Origin of the sequence: Brevundimonas sp. (assembly GCF_052436175.1) — a bacterium.
Taxonomy (GTDB): Bacteria; Pseudomonadota; Alphaproteobacteria; order Caulobacterales; family Caulobacteraceae; genus Brevundimonas.
In genome coordinates this window covers 55014-72080 of record NZ_JBQVNM010000007.1, presented here as the reverse complement: position 1 = coordinate 72080, position 17067 = coordinate 55014, and the positions used below count along the sequence as shown (strand labels likewise).

At 67.3% G+C, this 17067-nt stretch carries 22 protein-coding genes, 1 other RNA gene and 1 pseudogene; 8 read left to right on the top strand and 16 right to left on the bottom strand.

Annotation, left to right across the window (positions count from 1 at the left end; all coding sequences use genetic code 11):
- Nucleotides 1-1315, top strand: a 1315-nt coding sequence (lpdA, locus tag ACT6QK_RS03390) for a dihydrolipoyl dehydrogenase (RefSeq protein ID WP_444596395.1), incomplete at its 5' end; no start/stop codon positions are given.
- A gap of 59 nt (nucleotides 1316-1374) precedes the next feature.
- On the opposite strand, the gene ACT6QK_RS03385 is transcribed toward lpdA, so the two are convergent.
- The 3 genes and pseudogenes from ACT6QK_RS03385 to ACT6QK_RS03375 all read right to left on the bottom strand — a co-directional run bounded on the left by ACT6QK_RS03385 (nucleotide 1375) and on the right by ACT6QK_RS03375 (nucleotide 5227).
- A complete protein-coding gene (locus ACT6QK_RS03385; protein ID WP_008259491.1) occupies nucleotides 1375-1557 on the bottom strand; it encodes a DUF3606 domain-containing protein in 183 nt (60 codons plus the stop codon).
- Between the two features lie 79 nt (nucleotides 1558-1636).
- Nucleotides 1637-2728, bottom strand: coding sequence for a PLP-dependent cysteine synthase family protein (locus ACT6QK_RS03380; RefSeq protein WP_040349515.1), 1092 nt, complete (start codon nucleotides 2726-2728; stop codon nucleotides 1637-1639).
- 81 nt (nucleotides 2729-2809) lie between these two features.
- Nucleotides 2810-5227: pseudogene (locus ACT6QK_RS03375) on the bottom strand (ATP-dependent helicase).
- 97 nt (nucleotides 5228-5324) lie between these two features.
- Between ACT6QK_RS03375 and ACT6QK_RS03370 the strand changes: the two are divergent.
- Nucleotides 5325-5510, top strand: coding sequence for a hypothetical protein (locus ACT6QK_RS03370; protein WP_444596394.1), 186 nt, complete (start codon nucleotides 5325-5327; stop codon nucleotides 5508-5510).
- Nucleotides 5511-5512: 2 nt separating this feature from the next.
- On the top strand, nucleotides 5513-5803 hold the full coding sequence (locus tag ACT6QK_RS03365; protein WP_444596393.1) for a hypothetical protein: 291 nt from the start codon (nucleotides 5513-5515) through the stop codon (nucleotides 5801-5803).
- Between the two features lie 4 nt (nucleotides 5804-5807).
- Here ACT6QK_RS03365 and ACT6QK_RS03360 read toward each other — a convergent pair whose 3' ends face one another.
- The 3 genes from ACT6QK_RS03360 to ACT6QK_RS03350 all read right to left on the bottom strand — a co-directional run bounded on the left by ACT6QK_RS03360 (nucleotide 5808) and on the right by ACT6QK_RS03350 (nucleotide 7275).
- Nucleotides 5808-6524: an SIMPL domain-containing protein gene (locus ACT6QK_RS03360; protein ID WP_444596392.1), complete on the bottom strand. Its 717-nt coding sequence runs from the start codon at nucleotides 6522-6524 to the stop codon at nucleotides 5808-5810.
- Between the two features lie 78 nt (nucleotides 6525-6602).
- The gene (locus ACT6QK_RS03355) at nucleotides 6603-6830 is read right to left on the bottom strand and encodes a ribbon-helix-helix domain-containing protein (protein ID WP_444596391.1); all 228 of its coding nucleotides are present in this window, start codon (nucleotides 6828-6830) and stop codon (nucleotides 6603-6605) included.
- 4 nt (nucleotides 6831-6834) lie between these two features.
- Entirely contained in the window at nucleotides 6835-7275 is a 441-nt protein-coding gene (locus ACT6QK_RS03350) for a YbaY family lipoprotein (RefSeq protein WP_444596390.1), read from the bottom strand.
- Nucleotides 7276-7417: 142 nt separating this feature from the next.
- Between ACT6QK_RS03350 and ACT6QK_RS03345 the strand changes: the two genes are divergently transcribed.
- On the top strand, nucleotides 7418-8359 hold the full coding sequence (locus ACT6QK_RS03345) for a DMT family transporter (protein ID WP_444596389.1): 942 nt from the start codon (nucleotides 7418-7420) through the stop codon (nucleotides 8357-8359).
- A gap of 7 nt (nucleotides 8360-8366) precedes the next feature.
- Here the strand turns inward: ACT6QK_RS03345 and ACT6QK_RS03340 are convergent, their stop codons facing one another.
- Complete coding sequence (locus ACT6QK_RS03340) at nucleotides 8367-8546, bottom strand: DUF4169 family protein (protein ID WP_444596388.1); 180 nt, start codon at nucleotides 8544-8546, stop codon at nucleotides 8367-8369.
- A 111-nt stretch (nucleotides 8547-8657) separates the two neighbouring features.
- Between ACT6QK_RS03340 and ACT6QK_RS03335 the strand changes: the two genes are divergently transcribed.
- Entirely contained in the window at nucleotides 8658-8894 is a 237-nt protein-coding gene (locus tag ACT6QK_RS03335) for a DUF2171 domain-containing protein (RefSeq protein WP_444596387.1), read from the top strand.
- A 67-nt stretch (nucleotides 8895-8961) separates the two neighbouring features.
- Nucleotides 8962-9357 (top strand): YccF domain-containing protein, encoded by a 396-nt coding sequence (locus tag ACT6QK_RS03330; RefSeq protein ID WP_444596386.1) that lies wholly within the window; start codon nucleotides 8962-8964, stop codon nucleotides 9355-9357.
- Between the two features lie 70 nt (nucleotides 9358-9427).
- Here ACT6QK_RS03330 and ACT6QK_RS03325 read toward each other — a convergent pair whose 3' ends face one another.
- From ACT6QK_RS03325 to fumC, 5 genes are all read right to left on the bottom strand, one after another.
- Complete coding sequence (locus tag ACT6QK_RS03325; protein WP_444596385.1) at nucleotides 9428-10318, bottom strand: hypothetical protein; 891 nt, start codon at nucleotides 10316-10318, stop codon at nucleotides 9428-9430.
- Between the two features lie 114 nt (nucleotides 10319-10432).
- On the bottom strand, nucleotides 10433-11164 hold the full coding sequence (locus ACT6QK_RS03320; RefSeq protein WP_444596384.1) for an AAA family ATPase: 732 nt from the start codon (nucleotides 11162-11164) through the stop codon (nucleotides 10433-10435).
- A 1-nt stretch (nucleotide 11165) separates the two neighbouring features.
- Nucleotides 11166-11291 carry a hypothetical protein gene (locus ACT6QK_RS03315; RefSeq protein WP_444596383.1) on the bottom strand — a complete coding sequence of 42 codons (126 nt, stop codon included), beginning with the start codon at nucleotides 11289-11291 and terminating at the stop codon, nucleotides 11166-11168.
- A 20-nt stretch (nucleotides 11292-11311) separates the two neighbouring features.
- The gene (locus ACT6QK_RS03310; RefSeq protein ID WP_444596382.1) at nucleotides 11312-11560 is read right to left on the bottom strand and encodes a type II toxin-antitoxin system CcdA family antitoxin; all 249 of its coding nucleotides are present in this window, start codon (nucleotides 11558-11560) and stop codon (nucleotides 11312-11314) included.
- 79 nt (nucleotides 11561-11639) lie between these two features.
- Entirely contained in the window at nucleotides 11640-13031 is a 1392-nt protein-coding gene (gene fumC, locus ACT6QK_RS03305) for a class II fumarate hydratase (protein ID WP_444596381.1), read from the bottom strand.
- A gap of 98 nt (nucleotides 13032-13129) precedes the next feature.
- Here fumC and ACT6QK_RS03300 point away from each other — a divergent pair, with 98 nt between their 5' ends.
- On the top strand, nucleotides 13130-13540 hold the full coding sequence (locus tag ACT6QK_RS03300) for a RusA family crossover junction endodeoxyribonuclease (protein WP_444596380.1): 411 nt from the start codon (nucleotides 13130-13132) through the stop codon (nucleotides 13538-13540).
- Between the two features lie 12 nt (nucleotides 13541-13552).
- Here the strand turns inward: ACT6QK_RS03300 and ACT6QK_RS03295 are convergent, their stop codons facing one another.
- The 4 genes from ACT6QK_RS03295 to miaA form a co-directional block, all read right to left on the bottom strand.
- A complete protein-coding gene (locus ACT6QK_RS03295) occupies nucleotides 13553-14044 on the bottom strand; it encodes an SspB family protein (protein ID WP_444596379.1) in 492 nt (163 codons plus the stop codon).
- Nucleotides 14045-14135: 91 nt separating this feature from the next.
- Nucleotides 14136-14505: a transfer-messenger RNA gene (gene ssrA / locus ACT6QK_RS03290) on the bottom strand.
- 14 nt (nucleotides 14506-14519) lie between these two features.
- Nucleotides 14520-14825, bottom strand: coding sequence for a hypothetical protein (locus ACT6QK_RS03285; RefSeq protein WP_444596378.1), 306 nt, complete (start codon nucleotides 14823-14825; stop codon nucleotides 14520-14522).
- A gap of 110 nt (nucleotides 14826-14935) precedes the next feature.
- Nucleotides 14936-15808: a tRNA (adenosine(37)-N6)-dimethylallyltransferase MiaA gene (gene miaA / locus ACT6QK_RS03280; RefSeq protein ID WP_444596377.1), complete on the bottom strand. Its 873-nt coding sequence runs from the start codon at nucleotides 15806-15808 to the stop codon at nucleotides 14936-14938.
- 97 nt (nucleotides 15809-15905) lie between these two features.
- Between miaA and ACT6QK_RS03275 the strand changes: the two genes are divergently transcribed.
- Nucleotides 15906-16976: an Mrp/NBP35 family ATP-binding protein gene (locus ACT6QK_RS03275; protein WP_444596376.1), complete on the top strand. Its 1071-nt coding sequence runs from the start codon at nucleotides 15906-15908 to the stop codon at nucleotides 16974-16976.
- The last annotated feature ends 91 nt before the right edge of the window (nucleotides 16977-17067 follow it).

Here is a 17067-nt window from a genome sequence, read left to right as displayed (position 1 = left end):
CATCGTCGAGCGCGAGAACCTGGGCGGCATCTGCCTGAACTGGGGCTGTATCCCGACCAAGGCCCTGCTGAAGTCGGGCGAGAAGTTCGAGAGCCTGAGCCATCTGAAGGAATACGGCCTGTCGGCGTCCGGCGCGTCGTTTGACTTCGACGCCATCATCCAGCGCTCGCGCGGCGTCGCGGCGACGATGAACAAGGGCGTCGCCTTCCTGATGAAGAAGAACAAGATCGAGGTGATCGAGGGCTCGGCCAAGCTGGAGAAGGGCGCTGCGGCGCCCAAGGTCGTCATCGCCCTGAAGGCCGGCGGTTCGCGCACGGTCGAGGCCAAGGCGGTCATGCTGGCCGTCGGCGCGCGGGCGCGCGCCCTGCCGCAGATCGGCCTGGAGGCCGACGGCGACAAGATCTGGGCCTATCGCGACGCCCTGGCGCCGAAGAAACTGCCCAAGTCCTTCGTCGTCATCGGCTCGGGCGCCATCGGCATCGAGTTCGCCAGCTTCTATCGCGCCCTGGGCGCCGAGGTGACGGTCGTCGAGGCGGTCGAGCGCATCATGCCGGTCGAGGACGAGGAGGTCTCCAAGGCCGCCCAGAAGTCGTTCGAGAAGCGCGGCATCAAGTTCAAGCTCGGCGCCAAGGTGACCAAGGTCTCCAAGACCGGCGCCGGCGTGAAGGTGGACATCGAGGTCGGCGGCAAGGCCGAGTCGCTGGAGGCCGAGGTCTGCATCTCGGCGGTCGGCATCACCGCCAACACCGACGGCATCGGCCTGGAGGCGCTGGGCGTCGAACTGGACCGCGGCCACATCAAGACCGACGGCCACTGCCAGACCAACGTCAAGGGCCTGTTCGCCATCGGCGACTGCGCCGGCGCGCCCTGGCTGGCGCACAAGGCCTCGCACGAAGGCATCCACGCCGCCGAATTCATCGCCGGCTACAAGACCCCGAACGTCAATTCGCCCATCGCCGGCTGCACCTACGCCCAGCCGCAGGTCGCCTCGGTCGGCGTTACCGAACAGGCCGCCCGCGCCGAGAAGCGTGAGGTCAAGATCGGCCGCTTCCCGTTCCGCGTGAACGGCAAGGCCGTGGCCGCCGGCGAGATCGACGGCTTCGTCAAGGTGATCTTTGACGCCAAGACCGGCGCCCTGATCGGCGCCCATATGATCGGCCACGAAGTCACGGAGATGATCCAGGGCTATGTCACCGCCATCACCATGGAGGCGACGGAAGAGGACATTCACGGCATCGTCTATCCGCACCCGACCATGTCGGAAGCCATGCACGAGGCGGCGCTGGACGCCTACGGGCGTGTGCTGCATATCTGAGTCAGAGACTGAACCGGCCTCGGAGCAATCCGGGGCCGATTTGCTTCAGGTGAACTCAGTCAGCGCTTCTTACCCAGCTCCGCCGCGATGTCCTTGGTCATGCGGCCGACCTTGCGGTGGGCGGCGGTGATCTGGTCCCTGGTTACGCCCCAGCGCTTCATCCAGTATTCGACCGACTGGCGCTCCGACAGGTCGATGCGGTCCTTGTCGATGAAGCCGCGCTTGTCCTTTAGTCCCGCCATGGTCGGCTCCTGTTGAGGTTTTGACCGGTCCGGCCGCTTGGGCCTTCTTAGACCTGTCCGCCCCGACGAAACAGGCGGTTCAGGCGTCGGGCAAGACGCCCGTTTTGAAGAAGGCGTCCAGGCGGGCCTCCCACGGGGCGGTGTCCAGGCCCTGGGCGGCGATCCAGGCGTCGTCGAAATAGGTGGAGGCGTAGCGGTCGCCGTGGTCGCACAGGATGGACACGATCGAGCCGCACTCGCCCGCGCGTGCCATTTCCTGGGCCAGTTGGACGCAGGCCCACAGGTTGGTGCCGGTCGATCCGCCGCAGGGGCGGCCGAGACGCCGGCTCAGCACGCGCGTGGCGGCGATGGAGGCGACGTCGGGCACGACGATCATCCGATCCACCAAGCTGGGGATGAAGGAGGGTTCGACCCGCGCGCGGCCGATGCCTTCGATGAGGGACGGACGGTCGAGGCTGGTCTGGACCGTCGCATCGGCCCAGTGACGGTGAAAGACGGAGGCTTCCGGGTCGGCGACGCAGATCCGGGTGTCGTGGCGGTTGAAGCGGGCGAACCGGCCGATGGTCGCCGAGGTGCCGCCGGTGCCCGCGCCGCACACGATCCAGCGGGGCACGGGGCAGGGCTCGCGTCGCATCTGGGCGAAGATGGATTCGGCGATATTGTTGTTGCCGCGCCAGTCCGTCGCCCGCTCGGCATAGGTGAACTGGTCCATGTAGTGGCCGCCCAGTTCGTCGGCGAGCCGCTGGCTTTTCGAATAGGCCTGGCCCGGGACGTCCACGAAATGGCAGCGGCCGCCATAGAATTCGATGGCGGCGATCTTCTCCTGGGCGGTGGAGCGCGGCACCACGGCGATGAAGGGCAGGTTCAGCATCCGGGCGAAATAGGCTTCGGACACGGCGGTCGAACCGCTGGACGCCTCGACAATGGTCATGCCCTCGCCGATCCAGCCGTTGCTGAGGGAATAGAGGAACAGCGACCGCGCCAGACGGTGCTTCAGGCTGCCGGTCGGGTGGCTGGATTCGTCCTTCAGATACAGGGCGATGTTGGACAGGGCCGGCATGTCCACCGGGATCAGATGGGTGTCGGCCGAGCGGTTGTAGTCCGCCTCGATCCGCCGCATGGCCCAGCTAAGCCAGGCGCGATCAACGGTGGGACGGGCAGGGGCGGACATGGCGGACTCGGTCGTAGACGGGAAGGCGATGGCTTAGGCCAAAGCTTGGCCGGCGGCAAAGGCGGATGAAGCCCGCCCCTTTTAGCCTGCCTTCTCCACGAAACTGTCGATCACCCGTTTCTCGCCGGCCTTTTCGAAATCGACCAGCAGCTTATTGCCCTCGATGACGCGGACGTGGCCGTAGCCGAACTTCTGGTGGAAGACGCGTTCGCCCTTTTTCCAGCCGGAGCCGGACTTGGGATCGGCGGTGGCGATCAGGCGGCCGTCGCCCTCGATCACGGCCTTGCGGGCGGGGATCTTGTTCGGCGTCTGGGCGGCGGTGAAGCTTTGGGCGCGTTACCAGCCGGGCGAGGAATAGCCGCTGCCGAAGATGGGTGCGTCGTCCCAGCGGCTCTTGGCCTCCTTCATCCCGGTGGAGGCGCCGTAGTAGCCGGTGTCGGACTGGGGATCGACGTGGGCGATCGGCAGTTCGTCAACGAAGCGGCTGGGCAGTTGCGAGGTCCAACGGCCATAGACCAGACGATTGGCGGCGAAGGATATGCGGGCGTCCTGTTTGGCGCGGGTGACGCCGACATAGGCCAGGCGGCGTTCCTCCTCGAGGCCCTTCTCGCCTTTTTCATCGATGCTGCGCTGGCTGGGGAAGACGCCTTCCTCCCAGCCCGGCAGGAAGACCAAGGGGAACTCCAGCCCCTTGGCGCCGTGAAGGGTCATGATCTGGACCGCGCCGTCGCCGTTCGGATCGTCGCTGGTCGCGCGCTCCAGATCCATGACCAGGGAGACGTGTTCCAGATAGGCCTGCAGCGTCTCGAACTGCTGCATCGACTGGGTCAGTTCCTTCAGGTTGTCCAACCGGGTCTGACCGCTGGTCCGGTCGGCCTTCTGCATATCGGTGTAGCCGCTCTCCTCCAGCACCGTTTCCATGACCTCCCAATGGGGCGTGGTCTCGGACAGGGCGCGCCAGCGGTCGAGGTCGCGCACGAAGTTGGACAGGGCGGTGCGGGTGCGGGCCTGAAGCTCGTCGGTGTTGATCAGGCCGCGCACCGCCGTCAGGGCCGACAGGTCGTGTTGGCGGGCCAGTTGTAGGATCTTCTGTACGCTGGTGTCGCCGATGCCGCGCTTGGGCACATTGACGATCCGCTCGAAGGCCAGATCGTCGTCCTCGGACTGGATCAGCCGCATATAGGCGTGGGCGTCGCGGATCTCGGCCCGTTCGAAGAAGCGCGGGCCGCCGATGACGGCATAGGGGATGGCCAGCATGACCAGCCGTTCCTCGAAGGCCCGCATCTGGAACGAGGCGCGGACCAGGATGGCCATGTCCTTGTATTTCAGCCCCGGTTCGCCGGCATGGGGACGACGCGCAGTCTCGATCTCGTCGGCGATCAGCCGGGCCTCGGCCTCGCCGTCCCAGACACCGCGCACCCGCACCTTGTCGCCGCCCTCGGCCTCGGTCCACAGGGTCTTGCCCAGGCGGTCGCGGTTGGCGGCGATCAGGCTGGAGGCGGCCCCGAGGATGTGGGTGGTGGAGCGATAGTTGCGCTCCAGCTTGACGATCTTCGCGCCCGGAAAGTCCTTCTCGAACCTCAGGATGTTGTCCACCTCGGCCCCGCGCCAGCCATAGATCGACTGGTCGTCATCGCCGACGCAGCAGACGTTTCCCGAGGATGAAGTCAGCAGCCGCAGCCACAGATACTGGGCGACATTGGTGTCCTGATACTCGTCCACCAGAATGTAGCGGAACCGGCGACGATACTCATCGGCCAGATCCGCGTGCTTCGACAGGATGGTCAGGTTGTGCAGCAGCAGGTCGCCGAAGTCGCAGGCGTTCAGGGTCGCCAGCCGCGACTGATAAGCGGCGTAGAGGGCGTGGCCCTTGCCGTTGGCGAAGTCCTCGGTCGAGGGCAGCTTCTCCGGCGTCCATCCCCGGTTCTTCCAGTGGTCGATCAGGTTGGCCAGGGACTTGGGCGTCCACCGCTTGGTGTCGATATTGGCTGCTTCGAGCAGTTGCTTCAGCAACCGCTCCTGATCGTCGGTGTCGAGGATGGTGAAGCTGGACTTCAGCCCGACCAGCTCCGCATGCCGCCTCAGGATCTGCGCCGCGACCGAGTGGAAGGTGCCGAGCCAGCGCAGGCCCTCGGCAGAAGGGCCGATCAGGTGGGTGATGCGTTCGCGCATTTCCCGGGCCGCTTTGTTGGTGAAGGTGACGACCAGGAGTTCCCAGGGCTTCGCCCGGCCGGTCGCCAGAATATGCGCGAGGCGCGTGGTCAGGACGCGGGTCTTGCCTGTGCCGGCGCCGGCGAGGACCAGAACAGGGCCTTCCGTCGTCTCGACCGCCTCGCGCTGCTCCGCATTCAGCCCGGCCAGATAGTCCGGCGCCGCGTGGCCGACGTCGCCCGCAGGGCCTCTGGCGCGCGCGAGGTCGGAGATACGGGGAGCGGGAACATCGGACACGGCGACTGACTTCGGCAGGAGCGGGCGGGGCGCTCGGGAATCGGAGAACATATGTAGCACACGCTCCTGCACCAAGCGCGGCCGCAGGCGCGCGGAACCGCCACGCTCGCGCGCCGTTTCAGCCCCACAACATTGGGAGGAAGAACACATGGCCGAGAACACTGGATCCGGCGGCGGCGGCAACGCCGGCCTCGCCTTCATCGTCGGCGGACTGCTGGTCGTTGTGGCGGTGATCGCCTTCTTCGTCTTCGGGCGGGGCGCCATGCCCGACACGACCAAGGACGTGAACGTGGACGTCAACCTGCCGTCCGTCGAAGCGCCGGCCAAGAACTGATCATGACCGACCCCCACAACAACATCCCGCGCGAAACCCCGACCACCCACACCACCATCAATGTGGAGCCCGAGCGTCGCAGGGGCGGCGGTGGCGGCATGGCCTTCCTCATCGGCGGCCTGCTGGTGGCCGTTCTGGTGATCGGCTATTTCGTCTTCGTGCGCGGCGGCGCGGTCGAAGCCCCGTCGCGGGACGTCGACATCGACGTCAACCTGCCCAAGATGGAGGCGCCCAAGCTGCCGCCCATCGAGACGCCGACCGTGCCGACGCCGTCCCCGGCGCCCGCCAACTAGGCGTTCACTTCAGCCGGTAGCTGACCGTCGTCACCACCCGGACCTTCTTGTCCAGGGAGGTGGTCTCGTCGCCGATCTCGTCACGCGCCAGGATCTCGAACGAACCCTGCGTCGCCTGCCGGATCGGCCCGAGCGGCGTCCGCGAGTCCTTGGCGAACTGTTCGGCGCCGGTGCGGGCCGAGGCGGTGGCTTCCGCGATCATGGCGGGCCGCACGTCGTTCAGCTTGGTGAAGACATAGGTAGGGCCGTTGAAGTCCTGAAGCACCACGCCCTGACGGACCAGTTCGTTCAGCGACCGCGTGGTCTGCTGAACCCGGTCGACGTCATTGGTGCGCACCACGACCGTCTGGGACAGGATGAAGCGCGGCCCGCCGTTCTGGCTGCCCCACTCGCGCGAGCGGGTATCGGCCACCGACAACTGGCCGAGGGACACGGCGTTGGCTGGATAGCCCTGGGCCGTCAGGAACTGTCGCACGATGGCCAGATCGCCGTCGATCCGGGCCTGAACCTCGGACAGGACTTCGCCCGACGCCGTGAACTTGAGCGGCAGGACCGCCAGATCCGCCTTCACATTGCGCTCGGCCACGCCGCGCACCGTCACGCCGCGTTCACCGGTGCGGGCATTGACCACGCCCTGACCCACGGCCCAGCCCCCGCCGATCAGCCCCACGGCGAGGAGGCCGCCGATCAGGGCGGCGGGAAGGATGCGATTGTCAGCCATGGCCACTATCTCCCGGATGGGATGTCCGTCAGGCGCAGATGACGCTCTTGCATCGGCGGATTCAAGAGGGTGTCGGCTTCAGTCGGCGCCCGGCCGGGGGCGTGCCACCCAGTCCAGCGCCAATAGACGACAGGCCGAGGCCAGAGGACGACGGCCGCGTTCCTTGTCGATCTGCACCATCAGCCCGGCCTGGCTCAGGCCGCGCTCGGCCGCGATCCGGTCCAGTACCGCCCAGAACTCGGGCTCCAGCGCCACCGAGGTCGCGTGGCCCGCCAGCGAGACGGATCGCTTCTTCAGCCCGCTCACGATCTCATCCGCCGACGGATTTCAGCACGATGTCGGCGCTGGCGCCCGCGCCCTGGGTCAGGACCGGATAGCGGGTGTCGGTGACGAACCTCAAAGCGCCCGACGGATCGCGGATTTCCGCCCGCGCGGCATAGGTATGGCGCGGATCGATCTGTGACGAAGGAAAGCCCAGCGTGGTCCGGTAAGGCGGCGCCTGCCCCCGCAAGGTCTCGGTATGCTCGGCCAGCACCCGCGACGGCGCATCGGCCAGACTCACGTCCTCGATCCGCACCGTCAGCACATGGCCCGGCGGCAGCAGGATGCGCTCGCGGTATGTGGCGCTGACCTGAACCGTCGTCATTCCGTGACCGGCCATAGGCGGCTCCGAGGGGCCGGCGGCAGGCGCACAGGCGGCGATCATCAGGATCGAGGCGGCGGCGACGAGCGGGCCGAAGACTGAGGACATGGCGAACTCCTGAACTAGGGGGACCATCCCATCCTACGCCTAAACGACCGGCGAAACATTCGGGATCGAACCGTGACGTTGCGGACGCCGAATCCGTGATACGGCGACACCCGCGCCAACCCGGCGTCCAGAGACTGTCTCCGTGTCCACACCGCCGTCCGAACCCGTCGAAACAACGCCCGTCGAAACCCCGCCCGTTATGGGCCGCAACATCGCCCTGGCGTCGGTGGCGCTCTGCGCCCTGATCTGGGGCACGACCTGGTTCGCCATCACCTTCCAGCTCGGTGTGGTCGATCCGATCGTTTCGGTGGTCTGGCGGTTTTCGATCGCGGCGGCGGTGTTGTTCACTGGCTGTGTTCTGACCAGACGCTCGATCCGCCTGACGCGCGGCCAGCATCTGGCGGCGATAGGGCAGGGGGCTCTGGCCTTCGCACTCAGCTACGCCTGCGTATATCTCGCCGAAGAGCGGGTCACGTCGGGCGTCGTGGCCGTCGCCTTCGCCTCCATGGCCCTGATGAACCTGATCCTGTTTCGGGTCGTGGTCGGCCAGAAGGCGGCGCGGATCGTCTGGATCGGCGCGGCTTTGGGCGCGTTCGGGGTTCTGGTCCTGACCGGCGGAGAACTGGCCGGCGCCCGGCTGGGGCCTACGGCCGGCGCCGGCATCGCCCTGGCCATCCTGGCCTCGATCGCCTCCACGGTCGCCAACTATTTCGCCTGGCGCGGTCAGCAGATGGGAGCGATGGTTCTGCCGTCCACCGCCTGGGCCATGGCCTATGGGGCGGGCCTGCTGACGGTCATCGGTCTCGCGACCGGGGCCGACTGGGCCTTCGAGCCGACGGCCGCCTACATCGGCTCGCTTCTCTATCTGGCGGTGTTCGGCTCGGTCATCGCCTTCGTGCTCTACTTTTCGCTGGCCCGCTCGCGCGGCTTCACGCTCGCCAGCTATATCGGCGCCCTGACGCCGCTGATCGCCATGCTGGTTTCGGTGGTGTTCGAGGACGCCCGCTTCGGCTGGCCGGCGGCGGTGGGCCTGGCGCTGGTGATCGCGGGACAGGTGCTGATCGTCCGCGCGCCGAAAGCCTGACGATCGTTCAGTCGTCCTCGCGTTTCGCTCCGTCCAGCAGCCGCTTCGCCCGCTCGGCCTCGATCTTCGCGGCGGTCTTTTCCGCTCGGGTCCGGCCGTGCGCCACGCGGTTCTGCGCCGCCCGGTCTTTCGCCTCGGCCTTGTCCCGCGCCTTGCGGGCCCGGTTCAGATTGATGATCTCGGCCATGGCGGCCTTCCTGTGAAGCTATCAAAATCAGCGACTTGCTGCGGCCAAGCTGAAACGACCGGGCAGGGGCGGCGTTCATCATCCATCGAAACGTCCTTCAGGAGAACCACCGTGGTCGATCCCGCTCTCATTCGCGAACATCTCGAAGTCGTCGGTTCGGACGGCGAACACGTCGGCCGCGTCGACCATGTCGTCGGCGACCAGATCGAACTGGCCAAGCTCGATCTCGCCGGCGGCTTCAAACACCACATGATCCCCGTCAGCTGGGTCGATCATGTCGATGAGCACGTCCACCTCAACGTGACCAAGGAAGACGCCAAGGCCCGCTGGACCGAAAAGCCTCACTGACCCCGGCTTACCGCGAATTCACGAAGGCCCCGCTGTCCCCGGCGGGGCCTTCGACTATGTTAGAGCCATGATCCGACTGATCCTCAATCTTCTCTGGCTCGTCTTCGGCGGCTTCGTCTCCGGCGTGGCCTGGTTGTTCGGCGGACTTCTGCTGGCCCTGACCATCGTCGGCCTGCCCTGGGTCTTCGCGGCCTGGCGGATCGCCGCCTATTCCTTCTGGCCGTTTGGGCGCGAGATCGTCTGGCGCGATCCCGATCCGGCCGATCTGGGTCAGGGCTGCCTCGGCGTCGGCATGAATGTCATCTGGCTGGTTCTGGCCGGCTGGTGGATCGCCCTGGCGCATCTGATGATCGCCGTGGCCGAGTTCGTCTCGATCATCGGCATCCCGTTCGCGCTCAAGGATCTGGAACTGGCCAAGCTGGCGCTGGCGCCGATCGGCCGGACGATCCGCGACAAGCCGTGACCGACCGAACGGCCCAGGACGGCCTGTCGGCGATCAGCACCCCGACTTCAGGAGGCCTGAGGTCGGCCCGTCAGTACATCTGAACAATGGCGCCCAGGCAGGAACCGCTGCCCCGGTCGGGCGGCGCGGAACCGCCCAGGCTCCCGACCGCCGCATAGGGGTCGGCGCCGATGCTGGGACTGCCGGGATCGGCGGTTGTTGCGCCCGATCCCTGGCCCGGATTGCCATACCCTGTGCCCCCTGTGGCGCAATGGCTCTGGTTGACCACCCGGAAGGTCCACTTCAGCGGGCTGCCGGCCAGAGGCGCGTTGTCGACGCGTTCGACGCGGGCGGCCGACAGGCTGTCGGCTGCGGCCTCGACGAACCCGCGCGGCGCACTGGCGTTGTCCTCCGCAGTGCAGGCCAGCGAGCCGTCCGCTGCGGCGATGCAGTCGAACGTGGCCCTGGCCTCTCGCTGCGCGCCGAGTCCAGCCAGATTGTATCGCGCCAGCTCAGGCCGCTTGACCCAACGCAGGTTCTGATCGACCGGATGGAAGGTGTCGGGGATCAGGCTCTCGGGCCAGGCGCCGAACCGCAGTCGGAAGGCGAAGGTGCGGCCTTCCGGCGATCCTCCGTCCACCGCGGCGACGCGGACCGGCGCCATGACCCGCAAGGCGGCCTTGTCGAAGCCTCGCCCGGGCGGATCGGCGCTGATGGCTTCGCACGCCAGTCGGCCCCGGGCGTCCGGCGTACACGCGACCTCGGCCATGCCGCGATTGGGGAACCAGTTGGTCGAGACCACATGCTGGCGAGCCAGGTCCCGGACCGACGGGCCACGAACCCAACGCAGCCCCACCTGTTCGTAGTTTGGATAGTCGGCGAAGGCCCGACCCTGGGTCACCGTCGCCGCGCCGGCCGCATCGGCGGGCGGCTCGGCGGGCACGGCGCCGGAAAGAGCGAGGAATACTGCCGCATACAACATGACCAACCCACCCTTGTTTTCCAGCCCGATCCTAGTCTCCGCCGACGCCGACGCGCAAGATTGCCCAGATCACGTGTCAGGGATGCTTGGGGGTTCGGTGCGGCGTTCGGCGCCTCAACTGTTGTCCAGCAGCACGTCCAGCATCATCTCGCGCCGGTTCAGGAAGTTGCGCGTGACCTGGAAGTGGTCGGTGTCCTCGTATTCGACCCGGTCCAGACCATGCTCCGACGCCTGATAGATCCAGGCATTGGGATAGCCGAGCAGGATCGGCGAATGGGTGGCGATGATCAGCTGCGACCGCGCCTGCACCAGTTCATGCAGTCTGGCGAGGAACGACAGTTGGCGCGTCGGCGACAGCGCGGCCTCCGGCTCGTCGAGGATGTAGAGGCCGTCGCCGATGAACCGTTTGTCAAACAGGGCGAAGAAGCTCTCGCCATGCGACTGTTCGTGCAGACGTGTCTGGCCTGCGCGAATCGTTCCAGACGCCTCCAGGTAGCTGGCTGTGTTGAAGTAGCTTTCCGCCCTGAGGAAGTAGCCGTCCCTCGCACGCAACGGCGCCCGCACCGGCCTTACAAACCGGTGCAGTTGAGAATGGGACGCCCGCGTCGAGAACTGGTGGTCTTTTGATCCGCCCTCGGCGTTGAACCCCCAGGCCACGGCCAGGGCCTCGATCAGGGTCGACTTGCCCGCACCGTTCTCACCGGCGAGAAAGGTCACGTTCGGGTGGAACTCCAGCCTGTGCAGCGACCGGACCGCCGGCAGGTTGAACGGATAAGCCGCCTCGTCCCAGCCCTCGCGCCGCTCGAACAGCGCCTCGATCCAGTAGGGGCGGGTGAGAGCGGTCATCTCAGAAGCCGGTGAACAGCCGATCGAGCGCCCGGCGGATGTCGTCTTCGTGGGCGAGGAGGGAGGTGCGTCTGCTTTTCAAGCGGTCACCCGCAATGGCGGCCAGTCCGATGATGCTGACGACCATTGTTTCGTCGTCCACCGTCCTCACAGCCACCAGGGCCGGATATGATCCGACAAGAGTCCATGCTTCTCGACGAAGGCATTGTGGTCCCTGATCGCCTCGGCGTTCTCTTCCGCCCACCGTCTGGCCCGGGCCTCGGCGCCGGCGGGATCGACCTTCTGCAGGTGCAGCCGCAGGGCACGCTCATCAATGCCCGCGATCGAGATGCCCAGCCGACCCGCCTGTTCGATCAGCTCCGGATCGATGCCGATGTTCAGCTCGACCTTGCCCATGAGAGCGAGGGTAACGCGAAAACCGGGACCGCGCCAAATCGGCGGGCTCCCGCCAAGGCCGTCAGACTGTGACCCCGTCTTAGCCCGGCGAGATCATCTTCTCGGGACGCACCGCCTCGTCGAACTCGGCGTCGGTCAGGTAGCCGCCGCCGACGGCTTCCTGGCGCAGGGTGGTGCCGTTCTTGTGCGCCGTCTTGGCGATCTTGGCGCAGGCGTCATAGCCCAGCTTGCCGTTCAGCGCCGTGACCAGCATCAGGGAGTTGTTCAGGCCGCGCTCGATGTTCTCGACCCGCGGCTCGATGCCGACGACGCAGTTGTCGGTGAAGCTGATCGCCGCATCGGCGACCAGGCGCACCGACTGCAGGAAGTTGTAGGCCATGACCGGATTGAAGACGTTCAGCTCGAAATGCCCCTGCGAGCCGGCGAAGGTCAAGGCTGCGTTGTTGCCGAACACCTGGACGCAGACCTGGGTCAGGGCTTCGCACTGGGTCGGATTGACCTTGCCCGGCATGATCGAGGAGCCCGGCTCGTTCTCCGGCAGAGCCAGTTCGCCCAGACCTGAGCGCGGGCCAGAGCCCAGGAAGCGGATGTCGTTGGCGATCTTGAACAGGGACGCCGCCACCGTGTTGATGGCGCCGTGCGAGAAGACCATGGCGTCGTGGGCGGCCAGGGCCTCGAACTTGTTCGGGGCGGTGGTGAAGGGCAGGCCGGTGATGGCGGCGATCTGCTCGGCGACCTTCTCGGCGAAGCCGACCGGCGCATTCAGCCCGGTGCCGACGGCGGTGCCGCCGTGGGCCAGTTCCATCATGGCGGGCAGGGTCTGTTCGATCCGCGCATTGCCGTTGTCGACCTGCTGGGCGTAGCCGCCGAATTCCTGACCGAGGGTCAGGGGCGTGGCGTCCTGGGTGTGGGTGCGGCCGATCTTGATGATGTGGGCCCAGGCGTCCGACTTGGCCTTCAGCGCGGCGTGCAGGTGCTTCAGGGCCGGCAGCAGGTCGGACACCACCTGTTCGGCGCAGGCGACGTGCATGGCCGTGGGATAGGTGTCGTTGGACGACTGGCTCATGTTGACGTGGTCATTGGGGTGGACCGGCTTTTTCGAGCCAATCTCGCCGCCCAGCATCTCGATGGCGCGATTGGAGATCACCTCGTTGGCGTTCATGTTCGACTGGGTGCCCGACCCCGTCTGCCAGACGACCAGGGGGAAGTGGTCGTTCAGCTTGCCCTCGATGACCTCGTTGGCGGCGGCGATGATGGCGTTTCCGATGGCCGGGTCCAGCTTGCCCAGCGCCATATTGGTCTCGGCGGCGGCGCGCTTGACGATGCCCAGGGCGCGCACGACGGGCAGGGGCTGTTTCTCCCAGCCGATCTTGAAGTTGCCCAGCGACCGCTGCGCCTGGGCGCCCCAATAGCGATCCGAGGCGACCTCGATGGGGCCGAAGGTGTCGGTTTCGGTGCGGACGGTGCTCATCGCGGGCAGCTCTCTCAGGCGTGGCGGAGGAATGCGCGGCGGTGTAGCACGGGAGCCATGCAGGGCAAGGCGCGCAGGATCACCTCGGAACCCCGACAATGACGGCAGGCTGGATCGGAACCGGCAAGGTGCGGGCGCGCGAGGTCGGGGAGGTGGTGGAGGTCGCCATCGACGGCCTGACCACCCAGGCCAAATACTACAAGCCCCTGGTCTATGAGTTCATGCGCAAGGAATGGAACTCGCGCCCGGCCTGGGGCGACTACGTCGTCGAAATCCGCATGGAGCATGTCGGCGACCCGCCGGTGCTGGACCTCGACAATCTCGCCAAGGCCCTGCTGGACGCGATCAAGGGCTATCTGTTTCACGACGACGCCCAGGTTGCGCGTCTGCTGGTGGAGCGGTTCGAGGGGGAGCGGGAGCGGATCACGATCCGCTGCCATCCGCGCGGCGCCGTGATCCGGGCCGAGGATGCGGGGGTGGGGCGGTCAGGGCCCTGGCGAGCCGACTGAGACTGTCGGACGCTATTTCTTGCGGAATTGGTCCAGCGACACGACCTTGGGCCCGTCGTCGGGACCGTCCGTCGTCGAAGCGTCCGGCGCAGAGCGCGTTTCGGATTTCATCGCCAGGACAGGTTCCGGCTCGATCTCCGGCGCATCGAAGGTCAGCTCATAGCCGATGCCGGGATCGGCGAAGCGTGTGACGGCCGAATAGGGCACGGTCAGAACCTTGGGCATGCCGCCGAATTTCAGCATCACCGAGAACAGATCCGGCTCCACCGCCAGGTCCCAGTACTGATGCTGCAGGACGATGGTCATGTCGTCGGGGTACTTGGCCAGAACGTCGGGCGGCAGGCTGACCCCGGCGGCCCGGGTCTTGAAGGTGATGTAGAGATGGTGCTCGCCCGGCAGACCCTCGGGCTGGGCCGCGCGCAGCAGGGCCAGACGCACCACGCCGCGCAGAGCGTCCTGCTCCAGCGTTCCATAGTCCATCAGGTCGGCAATTTCGTCGGCCATCACATCCTCAAGCGCTGCGCCTGATCTGATAGACGCGCCCGCGTCGCCGCGAAAGGCGCCGTGTTCGGAAAACAACCCTGATAAGGAGGCAAGTGCCGGGGATTCTGTTGCCAGGCTCCCCGACGGGCCCCGCCTGGGGATCTGAACCCCCAGGACTTAAGTGTTCGAAATCAACCGAACCGCATTACGCGGCGAGGCGGACTTCTCCAGCGAAGTTATCGTTCGCAGTTAGAAAATGGCCCGATACGGTGGGCCAGGACGAGCGAAAGCAATCCTCTTTACACGTCCGTCGATGCTAGTCGGCCCCATGCTCGCTCCGCCGATAACGCGGGGAAGGAATGGTGGAGCCGCCGGGAATCGCACCCGGGTCCGGTCCGCTTATTGCAGGCGCGTTTATCGCCATAGTCCGGGCGAACCCGGACAAGGCCAATATAGGGCGCCGACCGCCCGGTTCCAAGACCGGACGATCAGAGGATCAGCGGCCGCCGCCGCGCGGGAAGCTGGGCAGATCCGAAGGGCGTTCCCGGACTTCGCGAAGCTCTTCGCGCGACTGATCGCGCTGGGCTTCCCACTGCCGCTGGGTCTGGCAGATGCGTTGCGGCCGATTGGAGCCCAGCACGTGCTCCCTGCGGCAAACGATCCGGTCCCGGGGATCCGCAACGGGGGCCTGCGTGGCCGTGACGGTGACCGGGGCCACCGGGGTCGCGACGTCCGGCGCATCGCCGGGCGCGGCGCCCGACTGCTGGAAGAGGGCGAGGGCGAGGAAAAGAGCGGCCGACATGAGAACTCCGGTGTGAACACGCTACGGGACAGTCCGTACCCTATGGGCAAGACGCCCGTTGGACAAATTCCGTAGCTCTTGAGCACGCCGCCGGGTTGCGTGTGGGGCTGTCAGGCGATGCGAGGCCAGTCGCGCATCTGGTTGCGTTGCCAGGTCAACTGGCGCTTGGCGTAGTTGCGGGTGGCCTGCTTCAGCGCGTCCACGGCGGCGTCCCGCGACAGGTCTCCGGCCAGCATCGCCGCCAGTTCGCGTACGCCGACGGCCTTCATCGCCGGCAGAGCGGGGTCCAGACCGCGGGAGACGAGTTCCCGCACCTCCTCGACCGCGCCGCCGGCCATCATGACCTCGACGCGGGCATCGCAGCGGGCATAGAGCCGGTCGCGATCGGGCTCGATGACGACGCCCGTCCAGGAACCGGGGGGCAGCAGAGGGCGTGTGTCGGCCTGCCAGTCGCTGAGCGCGCGACCGCTGTGGCGCACCACGCTCATGGCCCGGACCAGTCGCTGACGGTCGCCCTGTTCGATGGCGGCGGCGGCCCTTGGATCGCCTTCGGCCAAACGGGCCCGGAAGGCGGTCTCGCCCTCGGACTCGTACGCCGCCTCGACCTCCGCGCGCACGGATGCCGGAACGGCAGGGATGTCCGCAAGGCCGCGCGTCAGGGCATTGAAATACAGCCCCGTGCCGCCGACCAGAATGGCCGGTCGGCCTTCCGGGGCCAGTTCCGCCAACAGGTCCATCACCGCCCTGGTCCAGCGCCCGACCGACCAGGCCTCGGCCGCATCGGCGACGCCATAGAGCCGGTGGTCCGCCAGCGCCTCCTCCTCGAGCGAGGGGCGGGCGGTCAGGACGCGCAGGTCGGCGTAGAGTTGCTGGCTGTCCGCGTTGATGATGATCGCGCCGGTCTTCCTCGCCATCTCCAGCGCCAGAGCCGACTTGCCCGAGGCGGTCGGTCCGGCGATCAGCTGTATCGGGGGGAGGGGCACGGACAGGACTCGCCGATGGGGACGGTTCGGCGATAGAAGGCCCGCACGCCGCCCGCAACCCCGCCGAAGCCCGCCTCAAGCCCGACTGGATACGCCCTTGATCGACCGCGACGCCGTGATCGCCGTTCTGAACGCCATTTCCGACCCCCGGTCGGGGCAGGGGCTGTTCGATGCCGGGCTGACGCGCGGCCTGACCGTCGCGGACGACCGCGCCGGATTCGCCCTGGAGGTTCCCGCCTCCGACACCGCGCTCTATGCCCCGATCCGTGACGCGGCCGAGGCGGCGCTGAAGGCCATGCCGGGCATGAACCGGGTGTCGGTCATCCTGACCGCCGAGGCCGCCCCGGCGGCGGCGCCTCGCCGCACCGCCTCCCTGTCGCCCCAAGCCGTGGAACAGACGCGGGCCAGGGCGCCGGTTCCGACCGACCGTCCGGCCCACGTCCGGCGTGTGCTGGCCATCGCCAGCGGCAAGGGCGGGGTCGGCAAGTCGACCGTCTCGGTCAATCTGGCGGCGGCGTTGGTTGCGCGCGGCCTGTCGGTCGGGGTGCTGGATGCGGACGTCTATGGTCCGTCCCTGCCGACCATGCTGGGGATCTCGGGCAAGCCCGAATATCGCGACGGCATGATGGAGCCGCATCTGGCCCACGGGCTGAAGGCCATGTCGGTCGGCCTGCTGACCGGCGCCGACGACGCCATGGTCTGGCGTGGCCCCATGGCGTCCCAGGCCCTGACACAGATGCTGACCCAGACCCGCTGGGGGAACGAGGACAGGCCGCTGGACGTGCTGGTCGTGGACCTGCCCCCCGGCACCGGCGACGTGCAACTGACCCTGATCCAGAAGACGCCGCTGGACGGGGCCGTCATCGTCTCGACGCCGCAGGAGGTCGCCTTGGCCGACGCCCGTCGGGCTCATGCCCTGTTCCAGAAGGTCGGCGTGCCGACGCTCGGCCTGATCGAAAACATGTCGGGCGATGTGTTCGGGCGGGGCGGGGCCGAGGCGGAGGCGGGGCGGCTGGCTGTGGCCTATCTGGGCGACCTGCCGCTGGAGGCAGCCGTCCGGGAGGGCGGCGATGCCGGCCGGCCCGTCGTGATCGCCCGGCCGACAGGCGAGGTCGCCCGCCGGTTCGCCGGCTTCGCCAGCCAGGTCGCAGCGGCTCTGGACATCTGATCCCGGCTTCGCAAAGGCAGAACGGCTCGCCCTGCCGCGCAGAATTTTTTCGCGCCGTTGAGGGTTTTCAAACGCAACCTCAATCGCCACC

Coding starts and splice junctions, on each gene's coding strand:
- ACT6QK_RS03385 (WP_008259491.1), bottom strand. CDS start 1,557: ATGGCGGGACTAAAGGACAAGCGCGGCTTCATCGACAAGGACCGCATC.
- ACT6QK_RS03380 (WP_040349515.1), bottom strand. CDS start 2,728: ATGTCCGCCCCTGCCCGTCCCACCGTTGATCGCGCCTGGCTTAGCTGG.
- ACT6QK_RS03370 (WP_444596394.1), top strand. CDS start 5,325: ATGGCCGAGAACACTGGATCCGGCGGCGGCGGCAACGCCGGCCTCGCC.
- ACT6QK_RS03365 (WP_444596393.1), top strand. CDS start 5,513: ATGACCGACCCCCACAACAACATCCCGCGCGAAACCCCGACCACCCAC.
- ACT6QK_RS03360 (WP_444596392.1), bottom strand. CDS start 6,524: ATGGCTGACAATCGCATCCTTCCCGCCGCCCTGATCGGCGGCCTCCTC.
- ACT6QK_RS03350 (WP_444596390.1), bottom strand. CDS start 7,275: ATGTCCTCAGTCTTCGGCCCGCTCGTCGCCGCCGCCTCGATCCTGATG.
- ACT6QK_RS03340 (WP_444596388.1), bottom strand. CDS start 8,546: ATGGCCGAGATCATCAATCTGAACCGGGCCCGCAAGGCGCGGGACAAG.
- ACT6QK_RS03330 (WP_444596386.1), top strand. CDS start 8,962: ATGATCCGACTGATCCTCAATCTTCTCTGGCTCGTCTTCGGCGGCTTC.
- ACT6QK_RS03325 (WP_444596385.1), bottom strand. CDS start 10,318: ATGTTGTATGCGGCAGTATTCCTCGCTCTTTCCGGCGCCGTGCCCGCC.
- ACT6QK_RS03320 (WP_444596384.1), bottom strand. CDS start 11,164: ATGACCGCTCTCACCCGCCCCTACTGGATCGAGGCGCTGTTCGAGCGG.
- ACT6QK_RS03315 (WP_444596383.1), bottom strand. CDS start 11,291: ATGGTCGTCAGCATCATCGGACTGGCCGCCATTGCGGGTGACCGCTTG.
- ACT6QK_RS03310 (WP_444596382.1), bottom strand. CDS start 11,560: ATGGGCAAGGTCGAGCTGAACATCGGCATCGATCCGGAGCTGATCGAA.
- fumC (WP_444596381.1), bottom strand. CDS start 13,031: ATGAGCACCGTCCGCACCGAAACCGACACCTTCGGCCCCATCGAGGTC.
- ACT6QK_RS03300 (WP_444596380.1), top strand. CDS start 13,130: ATGACGGCAGGCTGGATCGGAACCGGCAAGGTGCGGGCGCGCGAGGTC.
- ACT6QK_RS03295 (WP_444596379.1), bottom strand. CDS start 14,044: ATGGCCGACGAAATTGCCGACCTGATGGACTATGGAACGCTGGAGCAG.
- ACT6QK_RS03285 (WP_444596378.1), bottom strand. CDS start 14,825: ATGTCGGCCGCTCTTTTCCTCGCCCTCGCCCTCTTCCAGCAGTCGGGC.